Raw genomic sequence first — 16,220 nt, 5'->3', positions numbered from 1 at the left:
GGTGAAGGAGGGGAGCGCCGCCGACCGCCGCGCCCCTCCTTCACCCCCGGCCACCCCAAGTCCTACGCCGTCCAGCAGAAGCGCACCCCCGACGGCCCGGAACCCGCCGTGATCCACACGACCGACTGCACGATGACCGAGGGCACCGCACACCCGATCAGCCCTCACGAGGCCCGAGCCGCCCTCACCGACCCCAACATCGAACCGTGCGCGTTCTGCCGCCCTGACAGCGAGTTGGGGATCCTGGACTAGCCGACGAAACCTCGGCACCGCCAACAGACTTTCCAACCACCCGAAAAACGCCAGAGGCCCCGGATCTCTCCGGGGCCTCTGGTCTGTGTGCACTCGGCAGGATTCGAACCTGCAACCTTCTGATCCGTAGTCAGATGCTCTATCCGTTAAGCTACGAGTGCTTGTTCTGTTTTCCGTCGCTCCCGGCCCTTCCGGCCCGCTCGCGGCGACAGGAAGAACATTACATGACTGCCGCCGCCATGTGAAATCCGTTTGCCGCACCCCTTGTGACCTGCGGAAACAGTCATAAGGAACGACGAAGCCCCGGTCCGTGGGACCGGGGCTTCGTGATCTGGCGCGGAGGCGGAGGGATTTGAACCCTCGATGGGCTTTAAGGCCCAAACCGCATTAGCAGTGCGGCGCCATAGACCGGACTAGGCGACGCCTCCAGCACAGCCGCCCGCGCGAGCGCGAGTGGTGCGTGCAGATGATGACACAGTCGAGCGTGCTGTCACCAATCGACCTCCACGGTACTAGGCGGGGAGGCCGCAGGGCAAAGCTCTTCCCGGCGCGCTTCGGGGCGAGGGCCGGCCATGTCGCGGGGGCGGGCGCAACGTCCGGGGGTGTGCGGCGTTAGTCAGGTCATGTTGCAGGTCAACCGTTCCGCCACGGCCGGGCGCCTTCGCCGGGCCCTCCTCGTCACCGCGGGCTCCCTCGCCGCCGTCGGCTCCACCGCCCTAGCGCCCGCCGCGTACGCCCACGCCGCGCCGCTCTCCCTCGCCTCCCCGTCCCTCCAGGACGCCGGCCGCTCCGGCGATCACCTCACCGTCACCGTCCGCGACGCCGGCGGCGGTGCCGACGGGATGTACGAGCTGTCCTGTCATCCGGCCGGGGGCGATCACCCCGACGCCGACGGCGCCTGTGCCGCGCTCGACAGCGGTACCCGTTGGGGCAAGGACACCTTCGCCCCCGTACCGCAGGGCAGCTTCTGCACCATGCAGTACGGCGGGGCGGCCACCGCTCATGTCACCGGCACCTGGGCCGGGCGTCCCGTCGACGCGCGGTTCGACCGTGCGGACGGCTGCGAGATCGCGCGGTGGGACCGGCTCGTGCCGCTGCTTCCCGACCTGCGGCAGACGGGGCAGCCGTAGCGGCCGTAGGCCACCGGTCGGGCCAGCCCGGTCAGGGAAGCAGGGGGTCCGGTACGTCGTCGTACAGACTTTCCATGGCGCCAGCAACGGCTCCGTAAAGGTCCCGCGAAGGTCTCGCGAAGCCGGAAGTACGCCGGGACGAGGCCGGAAGGACGCCGGAAGGACACAGGAGACGACGTCGGCACAGTCGGTCACACGTTCTGGGTCACTTCGTCGTGCGACCTGCCTCTCATCCGGCGTCGCGAGCGCAACCCCAGCCCTTAGACTCCCTCGCGTGACACGCCGCGGGCCGGTTGGCAAGATGGCCCGAGCGGTCGGCAAGGTGCGGTAACAGGGAGGAAGCGTCTCGTGAGCAGCAGGCCATCCCGAGGCGCTGCTCGCCTCGCAGCCATACTCGACGCGCTTCCCGATGCGTTGGTGCTGGTCAACGCCAATGGGACCGTCGTCAACGCCAACACCATCGCCCTGGAGGCCTTCGAGGCGCCGGGCACCGCGCTGGTGGGGCGGGGGCTGCTCGATCTGCTGCCGCAGTTCGACTCGAAGCTGATCCCGGGGTCCATGCGGCGGCCCGATCACATGGACCCGCAGGGACGGACCAAGCCGACCCGGATGATGGCCCGGCGGACCGACGGGAGCGAGTTCCCGGTCGAGGTCACGTCCGCGAATCTCGAGAACAGCCAGCAGGCCTACGACAGCTATGGCTACACGGGTGACGAGCTGCTGATGCTCGTCGTGCGGGACCTCTCCGGGACCGTCGACACCGAGGCCGAGCTGGCGCGTTCGCAGCGGCAGACCGAGATGATCCTGCGCGCCGCCTCCGAGGGCGTCGTCGGCACCGACACCGACGGGCGGATCGTCCTCGTCAACCCGGCCGCCGCCCAGATACTGGGTTACCGGGCCAGTGACCTGGGCGGCAGGGAGCTGCACACGCTCGTCCTGCACTCCCGTCCCGACGGCTCCCCCTTCCCGTACGAGGAGTCCCCGCTCGCCGACACCCTGCGCTCGGGGCGCAAGCACCGGGTGCGCGGGCAGGTGCTGTTCGCCAAGAACGGCGACAAGGTGCCGGTCGACCTGACGACCGCGCCGGTGCGCGACGGGGACCAACTCGTCGGCGCCGTGATGACCTTCGCCGACCGGCGGCCCTTCGACGCCCTCGCCGAGGAGAAGACCGCCGCCGAGAAGCAGCACGCCGAGGAGCTGGAGCGGCTCGCCGAGGAGCACGCCTCCGAGCTGACCGCGCTGCGGCAGAAGCACGTCGCCGAGCTGGAGGAGCTCAAGGAGCGGCACGAGGAGGAACTCGCGGCGGGCGAGGAGCGCTACGCCGCGCTCGGGGAGCGGGAGAAGGACCGGTACGAGGCGCTGGCGGGCCGGCACGAGCAGTTGCTGACCCTGCTCGCCCGTTCGCTGCGGGGCCCGCTCGACGAGCTCCGTCGTGAGCTGGCCGCGCTCGCCGCGGACGACGCGGGGCAGTTGTGGCCCGAGGCCAACCAGGTGCTGCACCATCTGTCGGCCGGCTATTCGCGCATCACGACGCTCATCGACAACGTCCTCGGCTACCAGCAGCTCGACACGGGCGGCGCCGGGATCGTTCGTACGAAGGTGATGCTCGACGCCGTGGTCGCCGCGGGTGTCGACGGGGCCGTCGAGCTCATCGGGCCCGGGCGGGTGCAGTTCGCCGTGCACGCGCCGCCCATCGAGGCCGAGGTCGACCCGCAGCGCCTGGCCACCGCGCTCGCGCATCTCGTCGCGGATGTCGCGGGGGTCGACGCGACCGGGAACTCGCCGGTGTCGGCGGGCGGTTACATGGACAACACCGTCGTGGTCGCGGCGGCGCAGCGCGGTGAGGTCGTACGGATCGAGGTGCGCGGGCCGTATGCCGGGGGAGACCCGGTGCACGAGCCGATCGTGCGCGGGATCGTGCGGGCCCACGGCGGGGTGCTCCAGACGCACGACGTGCCGGGGATGAGCGGCAGCGCGTACGTCCTCGAAGTGCCCATCGGGGGCGGGGCCGGCGCGGTTGCCGCCGCCCCCGGCGGCCCGGCCGCCCTTGAGGCCGGTGACGGGACCGAGGGCGCCGCCCAGGGTGCCGAGCAGGGTATTGAGCAGGGTATTGAGCAGGCCTCCGAGCAGGCCGCGCAGAGTGGCGGTGGCGGACGGCGGCGGGCCCGGCGGTCCTCCGTGGACGCCTTCCTGGAGAGCGACACGCCCGGCGCCGACGGCGAGGGCGGGGCGGCGGACGCCGAGGGTGCGGCGCCCACCGGACGTCGGCGCAGGCGCGCGGCGGCCGCACCCGAACTCCCCCAGGGTGCCGGGGACGCGGGCGGCGAGGCCTCCGGCGGTACCGGACGGCGGCGCGGCCGGCCGGCCGAGGTCGGTCAGGAGGGCGTGGGCGGCCAGGACGGTGTCGGCGTCCAGGAGGGCGTCGGCCAGGACGGCGTTGCCGAGGGGGCCGTCGTCACGGCCGCCGAGCATGCGGCGGGGACCGCGGCCGCCGGGAACAACCTGGGCGGGACCGTACCGCCGCAGGGCGTGCCCGCCCCCGGTGGACGACGCGCCCGGCGCGACGGCGGGGAGCAGCACGCGCTGCCGCCCGCCCTGCCCGCGGCCGGTGACGCCGCTCAGACGCCTTCCGGGCCCGGTACGGCCGGTTCGGGCGAGGCTCCTCAGCCGACGGGCCGACGTCGACGTGCCCTGGCCGCGGCGGCCGAGCGCGCCGCGCAGGCGCAGGAGGCGGGGCCCCGTCCGGTGTTCGCGCTGCCGCCCGCCGAGGCGGACCGTGCTGCCGCCGCTCCGGTGGAGGCTTCGGGCAACGGTGGCTCCGAGCCGGCTGCGCCCGTGGCTCCGGGGCAGGCCCCGGTTCCGGTCGCGGTTCCCGGGCAGGGGGCTCCCCGGGACGTACTCGTCGACGAGGGTCGGCACGACGCCGTGCCGCACGATCAGGCCGAGGACCACACCCCGCCTCAGCCGCACCCCACCAGCGCGCCGACCGGGCGTCGCCGACGGGCCGTGGGCCAGCCGGCCGAAGCGGTCGGTACGGCTGCGCAGGGCGGCGGCACGGGGTCGGCTGCTCCGGCGCAGGTGGCTTCGGCGCAAGCGGCCACTGGTCAGGCCGCCACTGCACAAGCGGCTAACGCACAAGCCGCTCCCGTGCAGGCCGGTCCGCCCCAGCCCGCCCCGGGGCGGGCTCTTCCCGCCGAGGCGGCCACCGAGCAGGGCACTTCCGCGCCGGGCGTCACGGCTCCTCAGCCGTGGCCGGCCGCCGATGACACCCCCGACGCGGGGACGGCCGTACCGGCGAACGTCGCCGCCACCGCCGTACCGCCGCATCCGAACGCCCCCAAGCCCGCGCCGGGCACGCCGCTGCCTCCGGAGGCCGCCGCGGCGGCGCAGCCGTTGCCGGCCGAGGCCGGCGCCGCTGCCGGGGCGGCCCCTGTGGATCCGAACTCGACGCAGGGGCGTGCGATCAGTGTGCGGACGCTGGGGCAGGGGGTGCCGTTCACGCGGCAGGCGGCGCAGGTGCAGCAGCCCGCGGCGCCCGCGCCGTCGTCGGCGACGCCTCCCCCGCACCAGACCAACGGCGGACGGCGCCGCAAGCTGGGTACGCCGCCCGACCCCGCCGCGCGGGCCGGTGCCTCGACGGAGCAGGCGGCGCGTCCGCATCCGCCCGCCGAACAGGCGCCGGTGCCCGCACAGCCGCTGCCGCAACCGCAGGCGCAGCCCTCGCTCGGCGGGCAGCCTCAGCCCCAGCCGTCACTGGCCGGGCAGTCGCGGCTCGCGCCGATGACCGAGGGCGCCGGACGGTCGTACGCCATAGGCGCCCCGGACGAGAACGCCGCCGAGGGCCCCGAGCCGTTGGACGGGCCGGGCGGGGCCGTCGAGGTCGCCGACACGCCGCGGCCGCAGCCGATGGACGACGAACTGCCCCCGGAGCCGCTCGACAACCCGCGTCGGCTGCTGGTGTGGCCCGCACCGGATGTGACGACCCAGCAGGCGCTGAGCGACCGGGGCTACCGGCCCGTCATCGTGCACTCGCGCGAGGAGGTCGACGCGCAGATCGCGGCGTTCCCGGCCGCGCTGTTCGTCGACCCGCTGACCGGGCCGATCACACGGACCGCGCTGCAGTCGTTGCGGCAGGCCGCGGTCGCCGCCTCGGTGCCGGTGATGGTGACGGCGGGGCTCGGACAGGCCTCGCGGGAGGCGGCGTACGGCGCCGATCCGGCCGTACTCCTCAAGGCGCTGGCGCCCCGGGACAGTGAGCAGCACCCGCCGCGTGTGCTGCTGATCGAGGAGCACGCGGAGATCGCGCTGGCGCTGACCTCGACGTTGGAGCGGCGCGGGATGCAGGTGGCGCGGGCCGCGAGTGACGCGGACGCGGTGGCGCTGGCGGGGGACTTCCGGCCGAACCTGGTCGTGATGGACCTCATGCAGGTGCACCACCGGCGGGCCGGGATCGTCGACTGGCTCCGTGCGAACGGGCAGCTCAACCGCACCCCGCTCGTCGTCTACACCGCCGCCGTCGACCAGGCGGACCTGCCGCGGCTGGCCTCCGGCGAGACGGTTCTGTTCCTGGCGGAGCGTTCGACGAGCAACGAGGTGCAGGCCCGGATCGTGGACCTGCTGGCGAGGATCGGGACGAACTGACCGGCAGTGCCAAAGCGCCCCTTTTCAGGGGCGCGGGGCTGTATCGATGTGCGGCTGCCGCCGCGTGGGCGCGATCAACCACGAACAATCCGCGGCCACCCGGCGACAGTTCCCGGCAACTCCTGGGGCGCCCCGTCAGAGCTGCGTGACGTCCAGCCCACCCTCGGCGTACTGCCTGCGCAGCACCTTCTTGTCGAACTTGCCGACGCTGGTCTTCGGCACCGACTCGATGACCGTCCAGCGCTCCGGCAGCTGCCACTTGGCGATCTTGCCCTCGTCGGCGAGGAAGGCGCGCAGAGACGCGAAGTCGGTGGTGGCGCCCTCCTTGAGGACGACCGTGGCCAGCGGCCGCTCGCCCCACTTGTCGTCGGGGACGGCGACCACCGCGGCCTCGGCGACGTCCGGGTGGGACATCAGCGCGTTCTCCAGCTCGACCGAGGAGATCCACTCGCCGCCGGACTTGATGACGTCCTTGGCGCGGTCGGTGAGGGTGAGGAAGCCGTCCGGGGAGATGATGCCGACGTCGCCGGTCTTCAGCCAGCCGTCCTCGCTGAACTTGTCGGCCGGGCGCAGCGGTTCGGAGTCGGGGCCGTTGTAGTAGGCGCCCGCGATCCAGGGGCCGCGGACCTCCAGCTCGCCGGCCGACTCGCCGTCCCACGGGATGCGCTCGCCGCCGGGGCCGGTGAGGCGGGCCTCGACGCTCGTCGGGAAACGGCCCTGGGTGAGCCGGTACGCGAACTCCTCCTCGGTGCCGACCGCGTGGGCCGGCGGGCGGGCGACCGTGCCGAGCGGGGAGGTCTCCGTCATGCCCCAGGCGTGGCAGACCCGCATGCCCAGCTTGTCGAACGCCGCCATCAGCGAGGGCGGGCACGCCGAACCGCCGATGGTGACCTGGCCGAGGGAGGACACGTCCCGGGGCTTCGCGGTGAGCTCGGCGAGCAGGCCCTGCCAGATGGTGGGCACGGCGGCCGCGTGGGTCGGCTTCTCGCCCTCGATCATCTCGGCGAGCGGCGCGGGCTGCAGGAAGCGGTCCGGCATCAGCATGTTGACGCCGGTCATGAAGGTGGCGTGCGGCAGGCCCCAGGCGTTGACGTGGAACTGCGGCACCACGATCAGCGAGGTGTCCTGGTCCGTCAGACCCATCGACTGGGTCATGTTGACCTGCATGGAGTGCAGGTAGACCGAACGGTGGGAGTAGACGACGCCCTTCGGGTCCCCGGTCGTCCCGGACGTGTAGCACATGGAGGCGGCCTGACGCTCGTCCAGCTCCGGCCAGTCGTACGTCGTCGGCTTCCCGGCGATCAGGTCCTCGTACTCGTGCACCTGGACGTCGGCGGCAGCCAGCCCGGAACGGTCACCCGGCCCCGACACCACCACGTGCTCCACCGTCTTGAGGTGGGGCAGGAGCGGGGCGAGCAGGGGGAGGAGCGAACCGTTGGCGATGACGACCCGGTCGGCCGCGTGGTTGACGATCCAGGCCAGCTGCTCGGCCGGGAGGCGCAGGTTCAGGGTGTGCAGGATCGCGCCCATGGAGGGGATCGCGAAGTAGGCCTCGACGTGCTCGGCGTTGTTCCACATCAGGGTCGCGACGCGTTCGTCGCCGGTCACGCCCAGGTCCTCGCGCAGGGCGTGCGCCAGCTGTGCCGCCCGGGCTCCGACCTCGGCGAAGGAACGGCGGTGCGGCTCGGCCTCGCCGGTCCATGTGATGACCTGCGATGAGCCGTGGATCGTCGACCCGTGGGTCAGGATCCTCGAGATCAGCAGCGGTACGTCCTGCATGGTGCTCAGCACGGCGTCCTCCCGGGGCGACATTGCCTACGCGGTAGTAAGGGTTGCGGAGATTCTGCGCGCATACCGCGCGGTATGTCACTAGGGTCGGGCGATCGATCATGTCACGTTGCGTTCACAGAGCTCTCCCGCTACAGGCGGCGTGAAACCCGCGGCGCCCTTCCTTCGGCCTACGCCGTGCCCCGTGCCCCGGTCCTACCGAACCAGCCCCAGCTCAGGATCCTCACGCAGCTTCCCGAGCGCTCTCGACACCGCCGACTTCACCGTGCCGACGGAGACTCCGAGCACCTCGGCCGTCTGGACCTCGCTGAGATCCTCGTAGTACCGCAGGACGACCATGGCCCGCTGCCGTGCGGGCAGCCGCATGATCGCGCGCCACATGGCGTCGTGCAGCGCCTGCTGCTCGGCCGGGTCGTTGTCGTGACCGGGCATCGGCTCCGGCTCGGGCAGCTCGTCGCAGGCGAACTCGTCGACCTTGCGCTTGCGCCACTGCGACGTCCGCGTGTTCAGCAGCGCCCTGCGCACATAGCCGTCGAGGGCGCGATGGTCCTCGATGCGCTCCCAGGCCACGTATGTCTTGGTGAGCGCCGTCTGCAGCAGGTCCTCCGCGTCGCTCGGGTTCGCGGTCAGCGACCGCGCGGTACGCAGCAGCACCGGCTGGCGGGCCCTCATGTACGACGTGAAGGAGGGATACGTCGCGTTCGGAAGGGACCGCGTCGCGGCGTCGGAAGCGCTGGTGCAGACGGGTGTGGTCATGGCTCCACGCTATGAGCGGGCCCTGCTTCAGCGGATCGGCCGCAGGTGCCGAAGCCAGGTCCGCCTCAGGTTGTAGGGGTGGGGCTGGCTCCACCTCCTGAAGGTGGACGAGCGGGGGACCCCTACTGCGGGATTACCCCTGGGGGTCATCGCTCGGCAGTAAGAACCAGCCCCGAGGTCGGCACCCCGGTCCCCGCCGTCACCAGCACCCTTTCCGCCCCGGATATCTGGTTCACGGACGTGCCCCGCACCTGTCTCACCCCCTCCGCGATCCCGTTCATCCCGTGCAGATACGCCTCCCCGAGCTGCCCTCCATGCGTGTTGAGCGGCAACCGCTCCTCGGCCACGAAGCCCCCTCCCTCGCCCTTCCCGCAGAACCCGAACTCCTCCAGTTGCATGACGACGTACGGAGTGAAGTGGTCGTACAGGATCCCCACGTCGATCTCCTCCGGTCCCAGCCCCGCCGTCCGCCACAGCTGCCGTGCCACCACGGCCATCTCGGGCAGGCCGGTGAGGTCGTCCCGGTAGAAGCTCGTCATCTGCTCCTGCCCCCGGCCGGCGCCCTGGGCCCCCGCCGCTATGACGGCCGCCGGGTGGGGCAGGTCACGGGCCCGCTCGACGGAGGTGACGACGATCGCCTGGCCGCCGTCCGTCTCCTGGCAGCAGTCCAGCAGCCGCAGCGGCTCGACGATCCAGCGCGAGGCCGCGTGGTCGGCGAGGGTGATGGGTCTGCCGTGGAAGTAGGCGGCCGGGTTCGTCGCCGCGTACTTGCGGTCGGTCACCGCCACATGCCCGAACACCTCCGGCGTCAGCCCATAGGTGTGCAGATACCGCTGGGCCGCCATCGCCACCCAGGAGGCCGGGGTGAGCAGTCCGAACGGCAGGGACCAGCCCAGCGCCGCGCCCTCCGCCGAGGGCTCCCGGTGCTGTACGCCCGAGCCGAATCTCCGGCCCGACCGCTCGTTGAAGGCCCGGTAGCAGACCACCACCTCGGCGACTCCCGCCGCCACGGCGAGCGCCGCCTGCTGGACCGTCGCGCAGGCCGCGCCGCCGCCGTAGTGCACACGGGAGAAGAAGGACAGCTCCCCCATCCCGCATGCCTGGGCCACGGTGATCTCCGGGCTGGTGTCCATCGTGAACGTCACCATCCCGTCCACGTCCCCCGGTGTCAGCCCGGCGTCGTCCAGGGCGGCCCGCACCGCCTCCACGGCCAGCCGCAGCTCACTGCGCCCCGAGTCCTTGGAGAACTCGGTGGCCCCGACACCGACGATGGCCGCCCGCCCGGCCAGGGCGTCCTTCCTCCGCACGCTCATGTCAGGCCCTCCGACGGAGGGAGGGTGACCGTCACCGTGCCGGTCACGTGCTTGCCGATGCCGTTCGCGCCGACCACCCGAACCGTCGCCGTATCCCCGTCGACCGCCTCGACGCGTCCCGTCAACACCATCGTGTCTCCCGGGTAGTTGGGCGCCCCGAGTCGTATGGCCACCTTGCGCAGTTCGGCCGTCGGTCCGAAGTGGTCGGTGATGTAGCGGCCGACCAGGCCGTTCGTCGTCAGGATGTTCATGAAGATGTCCGGGGAGCCCTTCTGGCGGGCCAGCTCGGGGTCGTGGTGGACGTCCTGGTAGTCGCGTGAGGCGATGGCCCCGGCGACGATCAGTGTGCGGGTGATCGGGATCTCCAGCGGGGGCAGTTCGTCACCGGTGTTCATACAGACCCTCCTGAGCAGCACCCTCCTGAGCGGCACCCTCTTGAGCGCACCAGATCGGCAGCACCAACTCCTCGTCGTACTCCCGGAATTCGAGCCGCACCGGCAGCCCGATCCGGACCTTGTCGTACGGCACACCCAGCACGTTGCCGATCATCCGCACCCCCTCGGCCAGTTCGATCAGGCCGACCGCGTAGGGCGGGTCGAAGGCGGGGAAGGGCGGGTGGTGCATCACGACGTACGAATAGACCGTCCCCTCACCGCTCGCCTCGACCGTGTCCCAGTCGAGTCCGCCGCAGGCGTTGCAGCCGGGCAGCCAGGGGTGGCGCAGAGTGCCGCAGCCGGTGCAGCGCTGGATGAGCAGTCTGTGCCGCTGGACGCCCTCCCAGAATTCGGCGTTGTCGCGGTTGATGACGGGGCGGGGACGTGAAGGCTTCTGCGACTGGTCGCGCCGGGCCGGGCCGGCTGCCGGGCGGTCTGCTCTGCGTAGTGGCGCGTACTTGAGGATGCGGAAGCGGTGGGTGCCGGCGAGGTCGGGGCCGACGCGGATGTCCATGCGGGTCGTGACGAAGTACCCCGTGCCGAGCTTGGTCGTCTTCTTCGCCGAGACCGACTCGATCACCGAGTCGTAGGTGATCTCGTCCCCGGGCCGCAGGGGCCGTAGATACTCCTGCTCGCAGTCCGTGGCGACCACGGAGGTGTAGCCGGCGTCGTCGAGCAGGCCGAGCAGCTCGTCGTACGCGTGCGTGCCTCTCGTGTGGCCGGAGAGGCCGCTCATGGTCCATGCCTGGAGCATGGTAGGCGGGGCGATGGCGTCCGGTCCCGAGTACGCAGGGTTGGTGTCCCCCATCGCCTCGCACCAGTGGCGGATCATGGGGGCGTTGACGGGGTCCTTGCCGACGCGGGACACGGCGGCACGCTGCCCCTCGTAGACCTTCAGCCGGGTCTCGAACACGTCGCCCGGTTCAGCCGCCGCCTCCGCTTTCGCCTCATGGCTCACCACCGGTTCGTAGCTCACCGTCGCCCCCTCACCCTCATCGCCCCACGGCGCTTCGCACTGACACTTCTGGTACACCGCGAACGCCGATCCGGTTCCCACGAAAATCCGCGGGCCCCACGAAGGTTTCTGACTGTCCGTCAGATGAGGGCTACTGTCAAGGCCGCCCGGGAGCAGCGCGAAAACGCCTGCGCGGCAGTACCGAAGTACCGCCGCGCAGACGCGTCACACCCCACAGAGCACACCCCACACAACTCCGAGGAGGCCGGTGGTGAGCACCGGGCACCGGCCTCCTCAGCTCACCACCACAGAGGGGTGAAGTTGACGGACGTGTTGTCGTTGCCCTGGTTGACCGACGTGAACGCGGAGCCGTTGACCTGGGCCGTGTTGCTCTGGTTCGAGGCGCCGGAGCCGGTCGCCTGCTGCTGGGTGGTGGACGAGTTGCCGTAGTTGTCGCCGCCGACCCCACTGCCGATGAGGCCCTGCGCGGCGTTCGTGACGGCCGCACTGGATCCGTCGTCCGCGAATGCGCCGCTGTCAGCCGTCGCGACGCCGGCGAACAGAACGGCGGCCAGCGGGAGGGCGGAGACGGCGGCGATGACGCGGGCGGTACGGATGCTTGCCATGTTGTTCCTCCAGAACAGGTGCGCCCAGGCTCCCCGCCGGACGCATTGGTGGTGCATGAAGTACTGCGCTTTCCAGGGCAGTTGGCCGACCGCCCCGGAGTTCTGCACGACGTCGCGAGATCAGAGTTGCCCACCGAATCCCCGGCGAACCACCCCGGAAGCCCCTATTCGCCCTGAAGCGTGATGACAAGTCGATAAACCCCTTTCGCCACTTACAGCGCTCACGTCAGGGCAGTTCGGGCAGTCACACCCCATGTGCCACAAGAGGGGAAAGGTTCCGGCAGCCTTCCGGCCATTCGCCGTGGACCGGCGCGTCGGCGGCAGGTCACACCCGTCACCCCTTCCATTTTTCGAACACTCGTACGAACATAGAGGCATGGCCACCACCGACCGGCAGGCCACGACGCTGGCCCTCGCACACGCCCTGTCAGCCGCCGAGCGCGGACTGGCCGTCATCCCCCTGTCCCGGACGAAGCTCCCGGCCCTGCGCTCCCCGCACCGCGACGACACCGACCCCGCCCCCTGCCACGGCGAGTGCGGCCGCTTCGGGCACGGGGTCTACGACGCCTCCACCGACCCCACCCGCATCCGCGAACTCTTCGCCGCCGCACCTTGGGCCACGGGCTACGGCATCGCCTGCGGCCTGCCTCCGCACCACCTCATCGGCATCGACCTCGACACCAAATCCGGTACGGACGCCTCCGCCGCCCTGCGAGAACTGGCCCTGCGCCACCTGTTCACGATTCCGCCCACGGTCGTCGTCCTGACCCCGAGCGGCGGCCGCCACCTCTGGCTGACCGGCCCACCGGAAGTCGTCGTCCCCAACTCCGCGAGCCGCCTCGCACCCGGCATCGACATCCGGGGCGCCGGCGGCTACCTCGTCGGCCCCGGCTCCCGCACCGACCACGGCGTCTACAGCACCGCCCCCGGCACCTCCCACATCGGCCCCGCGCCCTGCCCGCGCGCCCTTCTGCGCCTCCTGCTCCCGCCGCCCCGCACGCACCACTTCACGCCCCCCTCGGCCGGCGGCCACGGCCAGGGGCTCGTCCAGTTCGTGCTCGCCGCGCACGAGGGCCAGCGCAACACCCGCCTGTTCTGGGCCGCCTGCCGCGCCTACGAGGACGGCATCGGCCCCGCCCTCGTCGACCCCCTCGTCGAGGCGGCGCTCAACACCGGCCTGACTGAACGCGAGGCCCGCGCAACGATCGCGTCGGCGGCGCGGATGACGGGGCACCGGCCCTGACGGACGCAGACGCCAGACGCCCGACCGGGGCTTGAACATGCACGGGAGCACGATGCACCACCGCCCACAAGCGCCGACCATGTCGCTCGCCCGCGTCATCCTCACCTCCGGCCGCTCGCTCGACCTCTCCGAGCTGCGGCTGTCCGCGACGTACGGCGGGATGCTCGGCATGCTCGGGACGCTGGAGGGCTATCCGTGCAAGCCGGTCAACGACCTGAAGATCAAGGGCCTCGTCCGCGCCGCGGCACGCGCCCACCCCTCCGTGCCGGTCCACCTCGTCCCGCCGCGGCGCGAGTATCCCGACCAGTACGCGGGCGCGTTCGGCCCGGTCGAGGTGCTGCCCGCCGTGGCCTGTGTCGGCGCCTTCCACTCCACCGCCCTCGACCGCGACCACGACCCCGTCCTGCGCCGCTCGGCCCTGACGATCGTCTGGTTCCAGCCCACCGCGCGCGTGCCGTACGGCTGCGACGCGGAGGAGACGCTGCGGGGCGTGGACTGGGAGAGCTTGGCACGGGACTACGAGCTCTAGGGCGGCCGCCGGCCTTGCGGCCCCGCTCCAGAACCGGCCGTGGCCGAGAAATCGGCTTGCCCCGGAAGGGAGCCCCTGTGCCAGGCTCGGCCGATGAGCGCTTCCCGACGTGAGCTGCTGCGCGGGCAGTTCGACCTGACCTGGGCATTGTTCGAGTACCACCTGGAGCGGCTGCGGCCCGAGGACTTCCTGTGGGAGCCGGGGCCGCTGTGCTGGACGGTGCGTCAGACCGCCGACGGCACCTGGGTGCCGGACTGGGCCGAGACCGAGCCCGACCCCGTCCCCGTACCGACGATCGCGTGGGTGAGCTGGCACATCGGCTGGTGGTGGAGCGTGGCCACCGACCATCTGCGCGGCCACCCGCCCCGCGAGCGCACCGCCGTCACCTGGCCCGGTGACGGCGAGTCGACCATCACCTGGCTGCGCGACCTGCGCACGGACTGGCTGGCGGCGCTGGACTCGCTCGACGACACGGCCCTGGACGCCACGGCACCGTTCCCCTGGCCGAACGACCCGCAGTACACCCTCGCCCACATGATCGGCTGGGCGAACGCCGAACTGATGAAGAACGTCGCGGAGATCGGCCAGCTACGGCTGCTGCGCACTGCCGCGAAGGGGACCGAGATGTCCCCTTCGGATCCTCGTTCCACAATGTGAACTGTCAGCTGTTCGCGCGCTGGATCGGAGAGGCCATGTCGGACCTCAAGTTTGAGCAGAAGCGCTCGCTGTCCCGCCTTGAGGCGGCTGATCAGCTCGCGGCGCTCGCGGCCGCGCTGAGGCAGGGCGGCGACGCCGAACTGGAACTCGAGCCGTGGACCTTGAGTCTGCGGATCCCCGCCGATCTTCGCAGCGAGATCGAGGTCGAGGTCGGTGACGGGGAGATCGAGCTGGAGATCGAGCTCAAGTGGTCGACCGCATGGACCGGGACCAGGCAGAAGGGCGCGCCTGCGAGTTCCGGGGGGACCCGCACCGGTGGGGGCAGAACCGCGAAACGGGCTGCCGCGAAGAGGTCGTGAGAAGAGGTCGTGAGAAGAAGTCGTGAGAAGAAGTCGTGAGCGGCTCGGCCACGGGCGCCGACGGGTACGGCCCCCGACCGATTCCGCTGGTCAAGGGCCGTTCTCGCTGCTCATCGTGCGGTGGGTGTGGGATTTGAACCCACGGTGACTCGCGCCACGACGGTTTTCAAGACCGTTCCCTTAGGCCGCTCGGGCAACCCACCTCGCCCCGGCCCACCAGGGGCGGAGCGCGTACAGACTACCGGCCTCACCCGCTGTGCGGGGATGGTGATCCCCTCTTGGGTCCCTTCTTGGGTCCCTCTTGTCGAAGTCGGCCGAGCCGAGCCGTACGCGCGCGTGGGGCCGTCGGGTCAGCTGTCGCCCGTGCGGGAGCCCAGGGTGACGTCGACGGTGCGGGTCTGGCCGTCTCGTTCGTAGGTGATCGTGACCTTGTCGCCGGGCTGGTGGGTCCAGATCTCGCCGATCAGGGTGGGGCCGGAGTCGATCACCCTGTCGTCGAGCTTGGTGATGACGTCACCGGGCTTGAGGCCGGCCTTGTCGGCGGGACCGCCCGCCTCGACCGCGTCCGAGCCGCTGGCGCCCTGTTCGGTGATCTTGGCGCCGTCGGTGGTGTCCTCCAGGGAGACGGAGGCACCGATCTTGGCGTAGACCGGCTTGCCGGTCTTGATCAGCTGCTCGGCGACGTACTTGGCCTGGTTGATCGGGATGGCGAAGCCGAGGCCGATCGAGCCGGACTGGCTGGTGCCGCCCAGGCCGTTGGCCGCGGACTGGATCGCGGAGTTGATGCCGATCACATTGCCCTGGGCGTCCAGCAGCGGGCCGCCGGAGTTGCCGGGGTTGATCGAGGCGTCGGTCTGTAGGGCGCTCATGTACGACGCGTTGCTCCCGGTGCCGTCGCTGGAGGCGACCGGGCGGTTCTTGGCGCTGATGATGCCCGTGGTGACCGTGTTGGAGAGGCCGAAGGGGGCGCCGATCGCGATGGTCGAGTCACCGACCGCCACCTTGTCGGAGTTGCCGAGCGTCAACGGCTTGAGGTTTCCCGGGGTGTCCTTGAGCTTGATGACCGCGACGTCGTAGCCCTGCGCGTGGCCGACGACCTCCGCGTCGTACTTCTTGCCGTTCGGGAACGTCGCCGTGAGCTTGCCGCCGTCGACCGCGTCGGCCACCACGTGGTTGTTGGTGAGGATGTGGCCTTCCTTGTCGAAGACGAAGCCCGTGCCGGTCCCGCCCTCGCCCGCGCTGCTCTCGGCCTGGATGGTGACGGTGCTCGGCAGCGCCGTGGCGGCCACGCCCGCGACGGTGCCCGGGTCGCGCTTGAGCGAGCCGCCGCTGTCGGAGGCGGAGACGGTCGTCGAGGAGGTGTTCTCGTCGTTCTTGGCCAGCGTGTAGCCGAGGCCGCCGCCCAGACCGCCCGCGACCAGCGCGGCGATGAGGACCGCGGCGAGCAGGCCACCGCGTCCGCGGCCGGACTTCGGCTCCGGCTGCTGGTACGTCGTGCCCCAGCCGGAGCCCGCGCCCACCCCGCCGGCGCCGACCC

At 71.5% G+C, this 16,220-nt stretch carries 14 protein-coding genes and 3 tRNA genes; 7 read left to right on the top strand and 10 right to left on the bottom strand.

Translation table 11 applies throughout. The features are described from left to right. On the top strand, window positions 1-252 hold a 252-nt coding region (locus L0P92_RS31765), incomplete at its 5' end, for a DUF6233 domain-containing protein (RefSeq protein ID WP_234766507.1). An 88-nt stretch (window positions 253-340) separates the two neighbouring features. On the opposite strand, the gene L0P92_RS31760 is transcribed toward L0P92_RS31765, so the two are convergent. Further along, window positions 341-413, bottom strand: a tRNA-Arg gene (locus tag L0P92_RS31760). Window positions 414-589: 176 nt separating this feature from the next. Beyond that, window positions 590-680 (bottom strand) — tRNA-Ser (locus L0P92_RS31755). 195 nt (window positions 681-875) lie between these two features. Here L0P92_RS31755 and L0P92_RS31750 point away from each other — a divergent pair. Further along, on the top strand, window positions 876-1,382 hold the full coding sequence (locus L0P92_RS31750; RefSeq protein ID WP_234766506.1) for an SSI family serine proteinase inhibitor: 507 nt from the start codon (window positions 876-878) through the stop codon (window positions 1,380-1,382). A gap of 348 nt (window positions 1,383-1,730) precedes the next feature. After that, window positions 1,731-6,023: a response regulator gene (locus L0P92_RS31745; protein WP_234766505.1), complete on the top strand. Its 4,293-nt coding sequence runs from the start codon at window positions 1,731-1,733 to the stop codon at window positions 6,021-6,023. Window positions 6,024-6,158: 135 nt separating this feature from the next. On the opposite strand, the gene L0P92_RS31740 is transcribed toward L0P92_RS31745, so the two are convergent. The 6 genes from L0P92_RS31740 to L0P92_RS31715 all read right to left on the bottom strand — a co-directional run bounded on the left by L0P92_RS31740 (window position 6,159) and on the right by L0P92_RS31715 (window position 11,895). Continuing rightward, a complete protein-coding gene (locus L0P92_RS31740) occupies window positions 6,159-7,835 on the bottom strand; it encodes a long-chain fatty acid--CoA ligase (RefSeq protein WP_234766504.1) in 1,677 nt (558 codons plus the stop codon). 171 nt (window positions 7,836-8,006) lie between these two features. Continuing rightward, window positions 8,007-8,567 carry a SigE family RNA polymerase sigma factor gene (locus L0P92_RS31735; RefSeq protein ID WP_234766503.1) on the bottom strand — a complete coding sequence of 187 codons (561 nt, stop codon included), beginning with the start codon at window positions 8,565-8,567 and terminating at the stop codon, window positions 8,007-8,009. Between the two features lie 146 nt (window positions 8,568-8,713). Then, window positions 8,714-9,880 carry a lipid-transfer protein gene (locus L0P92_RS31730; RefSeq protein WP_234766502.1) on the bottom strand — a complete coding sequence of 389 codons (1,167 nt, stop codon included), beginning with the start codon at window positions 9,878-9,880 and terminating at the stop codon, window positions 8,714-8,716. Continuing rightward, window positions 9,877-10,275, bottom strand: coding sequence for a MaoC family dehydratase (locus tag L0P92_RS31725; protein ID WP_234766501.1), 399 nt, complete (start codon window positions 10,273-10,275; stop codon window positions 9,877-9,879). The genes L0P92_RS31730 and L0P92_RS31725 overlap by 4 nt, the downstream gene beginning before the upstream one ends. Next, window positions 10,262-11,272: a bifunctional MaoC family dehydratase N-terminal/OB-fold nucleic acid binding domain-containing protein gene (locus tag L0P92_RS31720; RefSeq protein WP_372497362.1), complete on the bottom strand. Its 1,011-nt coding sequence runs from the start codon at window positions 11,270-11,272 to the stop codon at window positions 10,262-10,264. The genes L0P92_RS31725 and L0P92_RS31720 overlap by 14 nt, the downstream gene beginning before the upstream one ends. Window positions 11,273-11,568: 296 nt before the next feature. Then, the gene (locus L0P92_RS31715) at window positions 11,569-11,895 is read right to left on the bottom strand and encodes a hypothetical protein (protein WP_234766500.1); all 327 of its coding nucleotides are present in this window, start codon (window positions 11,893-11,895) and stop codon (window positions 11,569-11,571) included. Between the two features lie 376 nt (window positions 11,896-12,271). On the opposite strand from L0P92_RS31715, the gene L0P92_RS31710 reads away from it, so the two are divergent. From L0P92_RS31710 to L0P92_RS31695, 4 genes are all read left to right on the top strand, one after another. Beyond that, a complete protein-coding gene (locus tag L0P92_RS31710; RefSeq protein ID WP_234766499.1) occupies window positions 12,272-13,138 on the top strand; it encodes a bifunctional DNA primase/polymerase in 867 nt (288 codons plus the stop codon). Window positions 13,139-13,217: 79 nt separating this feature from the next. After that, the gene (locus tag L0P92_RS31705) at window positions 13,218-13,667 is read left to right on the top strand and encodes a hypothetical protein (RefSeq protein ID WP_234766498.1); all 450 of its coding nucleotides are present in this window, start codon (window positions 13,218-13,220) and stop codon (window positions 13,665-13,667) included. A gap of 93 nt (window positions 13,668-13,760) precedes the next feature. Beyond that, complete coding sequence (locus L0P92_RS31700; protein WP_234766497.1) at window positions 13,761-14,324, top strand: DinB family protein; 564 nt, start codon at window positions 13,761-13,763, stop codon at window positions 14,322-14,324. Between the two features lie 35 nt (window positions 14,325-14,359). Further along, on the top strand, window positions 14,360-14,683 hold the full coding sequence (locus L0P92_RS31695) for an amphi-Trp domain-containing protein (RefSeq protein WP_234766496.1): 324 nt from the start codon (window positions 14,360-14,362) through the stop codon (window positions 14,681-14,683). 118 nt (window positions 14,684-14,801) lie between these two features. On the opposite strand, the gene L0P92_RS31690 is transcribed toward L0P92_RS31695, so the two are convergent. Together L0P92_RS31690 and L0P92_RS31685 are read right to left on the bottom strand one after the other, a co-directional pair. Beyond that, window positions 14,802-14,886 (bottom strand) — tRNA-Ser (locus L0P92_RS31690). Between the two features lie 147 nt (window positions 14,887-15,033). After that, on the bottom strand, window positions 15,034-16,220 hold a 1,187-nt coding region (locus L0P92_RS31685; protein ID WP_234766495.1), incomplete at its 5' end, for a S1C family serine protease.

This window comes from Streptomyces muensis (genome assembly GCF_021474425.1).
Lineage (GTDB): Bacteria > Actinomycetota > Actinomycetes > Streptomycetales > Streptomycetaceae > Streptomyces > Streptomyces muensis.
This window is presented reverse-complemented; position numbering and strand designations above follow the sequence as displayed.

What these genes read in the sequence shown, in the direction of transcription:
- L0P92_RS31750 (WP_234766506.1), top strand. Translation starts at nt 876, where the DNA reads ATGTTGCAGGTCAACCGTTCCGCCACGGCCGGGCGCCTTCGCCGGGCC.
- L0P92_RS31740 (WP_234766504.1), bottom strand. Translation starts at nt 7,835, where the DNA reads ATGTCGCCCCGGGAGGACGCCGTGCTGAGCACCATGCAGGACGTACCG.
- L0P92_RS31735 (WP_234766503.1), bottom strand. Translation starts at nt 8,567, where the DNA reads ATGACCACACCCGTCTGCACCAGCGCTTCCGACGCCGCGACGCGGTCC.
- L0P92_RS31730 (WP_234766502.1), bottom strand. Translation starts at nt 9,880, where the DNA reads ATGAGCGTGCGGAGGAAGGACGCCCTGGCCGGGCGGGCGGCCATCGTC.
- L0P92_RS31725 (WP_234766501.1), bottom strand. Translation starts at nt 10,275, where the DNA reads ATGAACACCGGTGACGAACTGCCCCCGCTGGAGATCCCGATCACCCGC.
- L0P92_RS31715 (WP_234766500.1), bottom strand. Translation starts at nt 11,895, where the DNA reads ATGGCAAGCATCCGTACCGCCCGCGTCATCGCCGCCGTCTCCGCCCTC.
- L0P92_RS31710 (WP_234766499.1), top strand. Translation starts at nt 12,272, where the DNA reads ATGGCCACCACCGACCGGCAGGCCACGACGCTGGCCCTCGCACACGCC.
- L0P92_RS31705 (WP_234766498.1), top strand. Translation starts at nt 13,218, where the DNA reads ATGTCGCTCGCCCGCGTCATCCTCACCTCCGGCCGCTCGCTCGACCTC.
- L0P92_RS31700 (WP_234766497.1), top strand. Translation starts at nt 13,761, where the DNA reads ATGAGCGCTTCCCGACGTGAGCTGCTGCGCGGGCAGTTCGACCTGACC.
- L0P92_RS31695 (WP_234766496.1), top strand. Translation starts at nt 14,360, where the DNA reads ATGTCGGACCTCAAGTTTGAGCAGAAGCGCTCGCTGTCCCGCCTTGAG.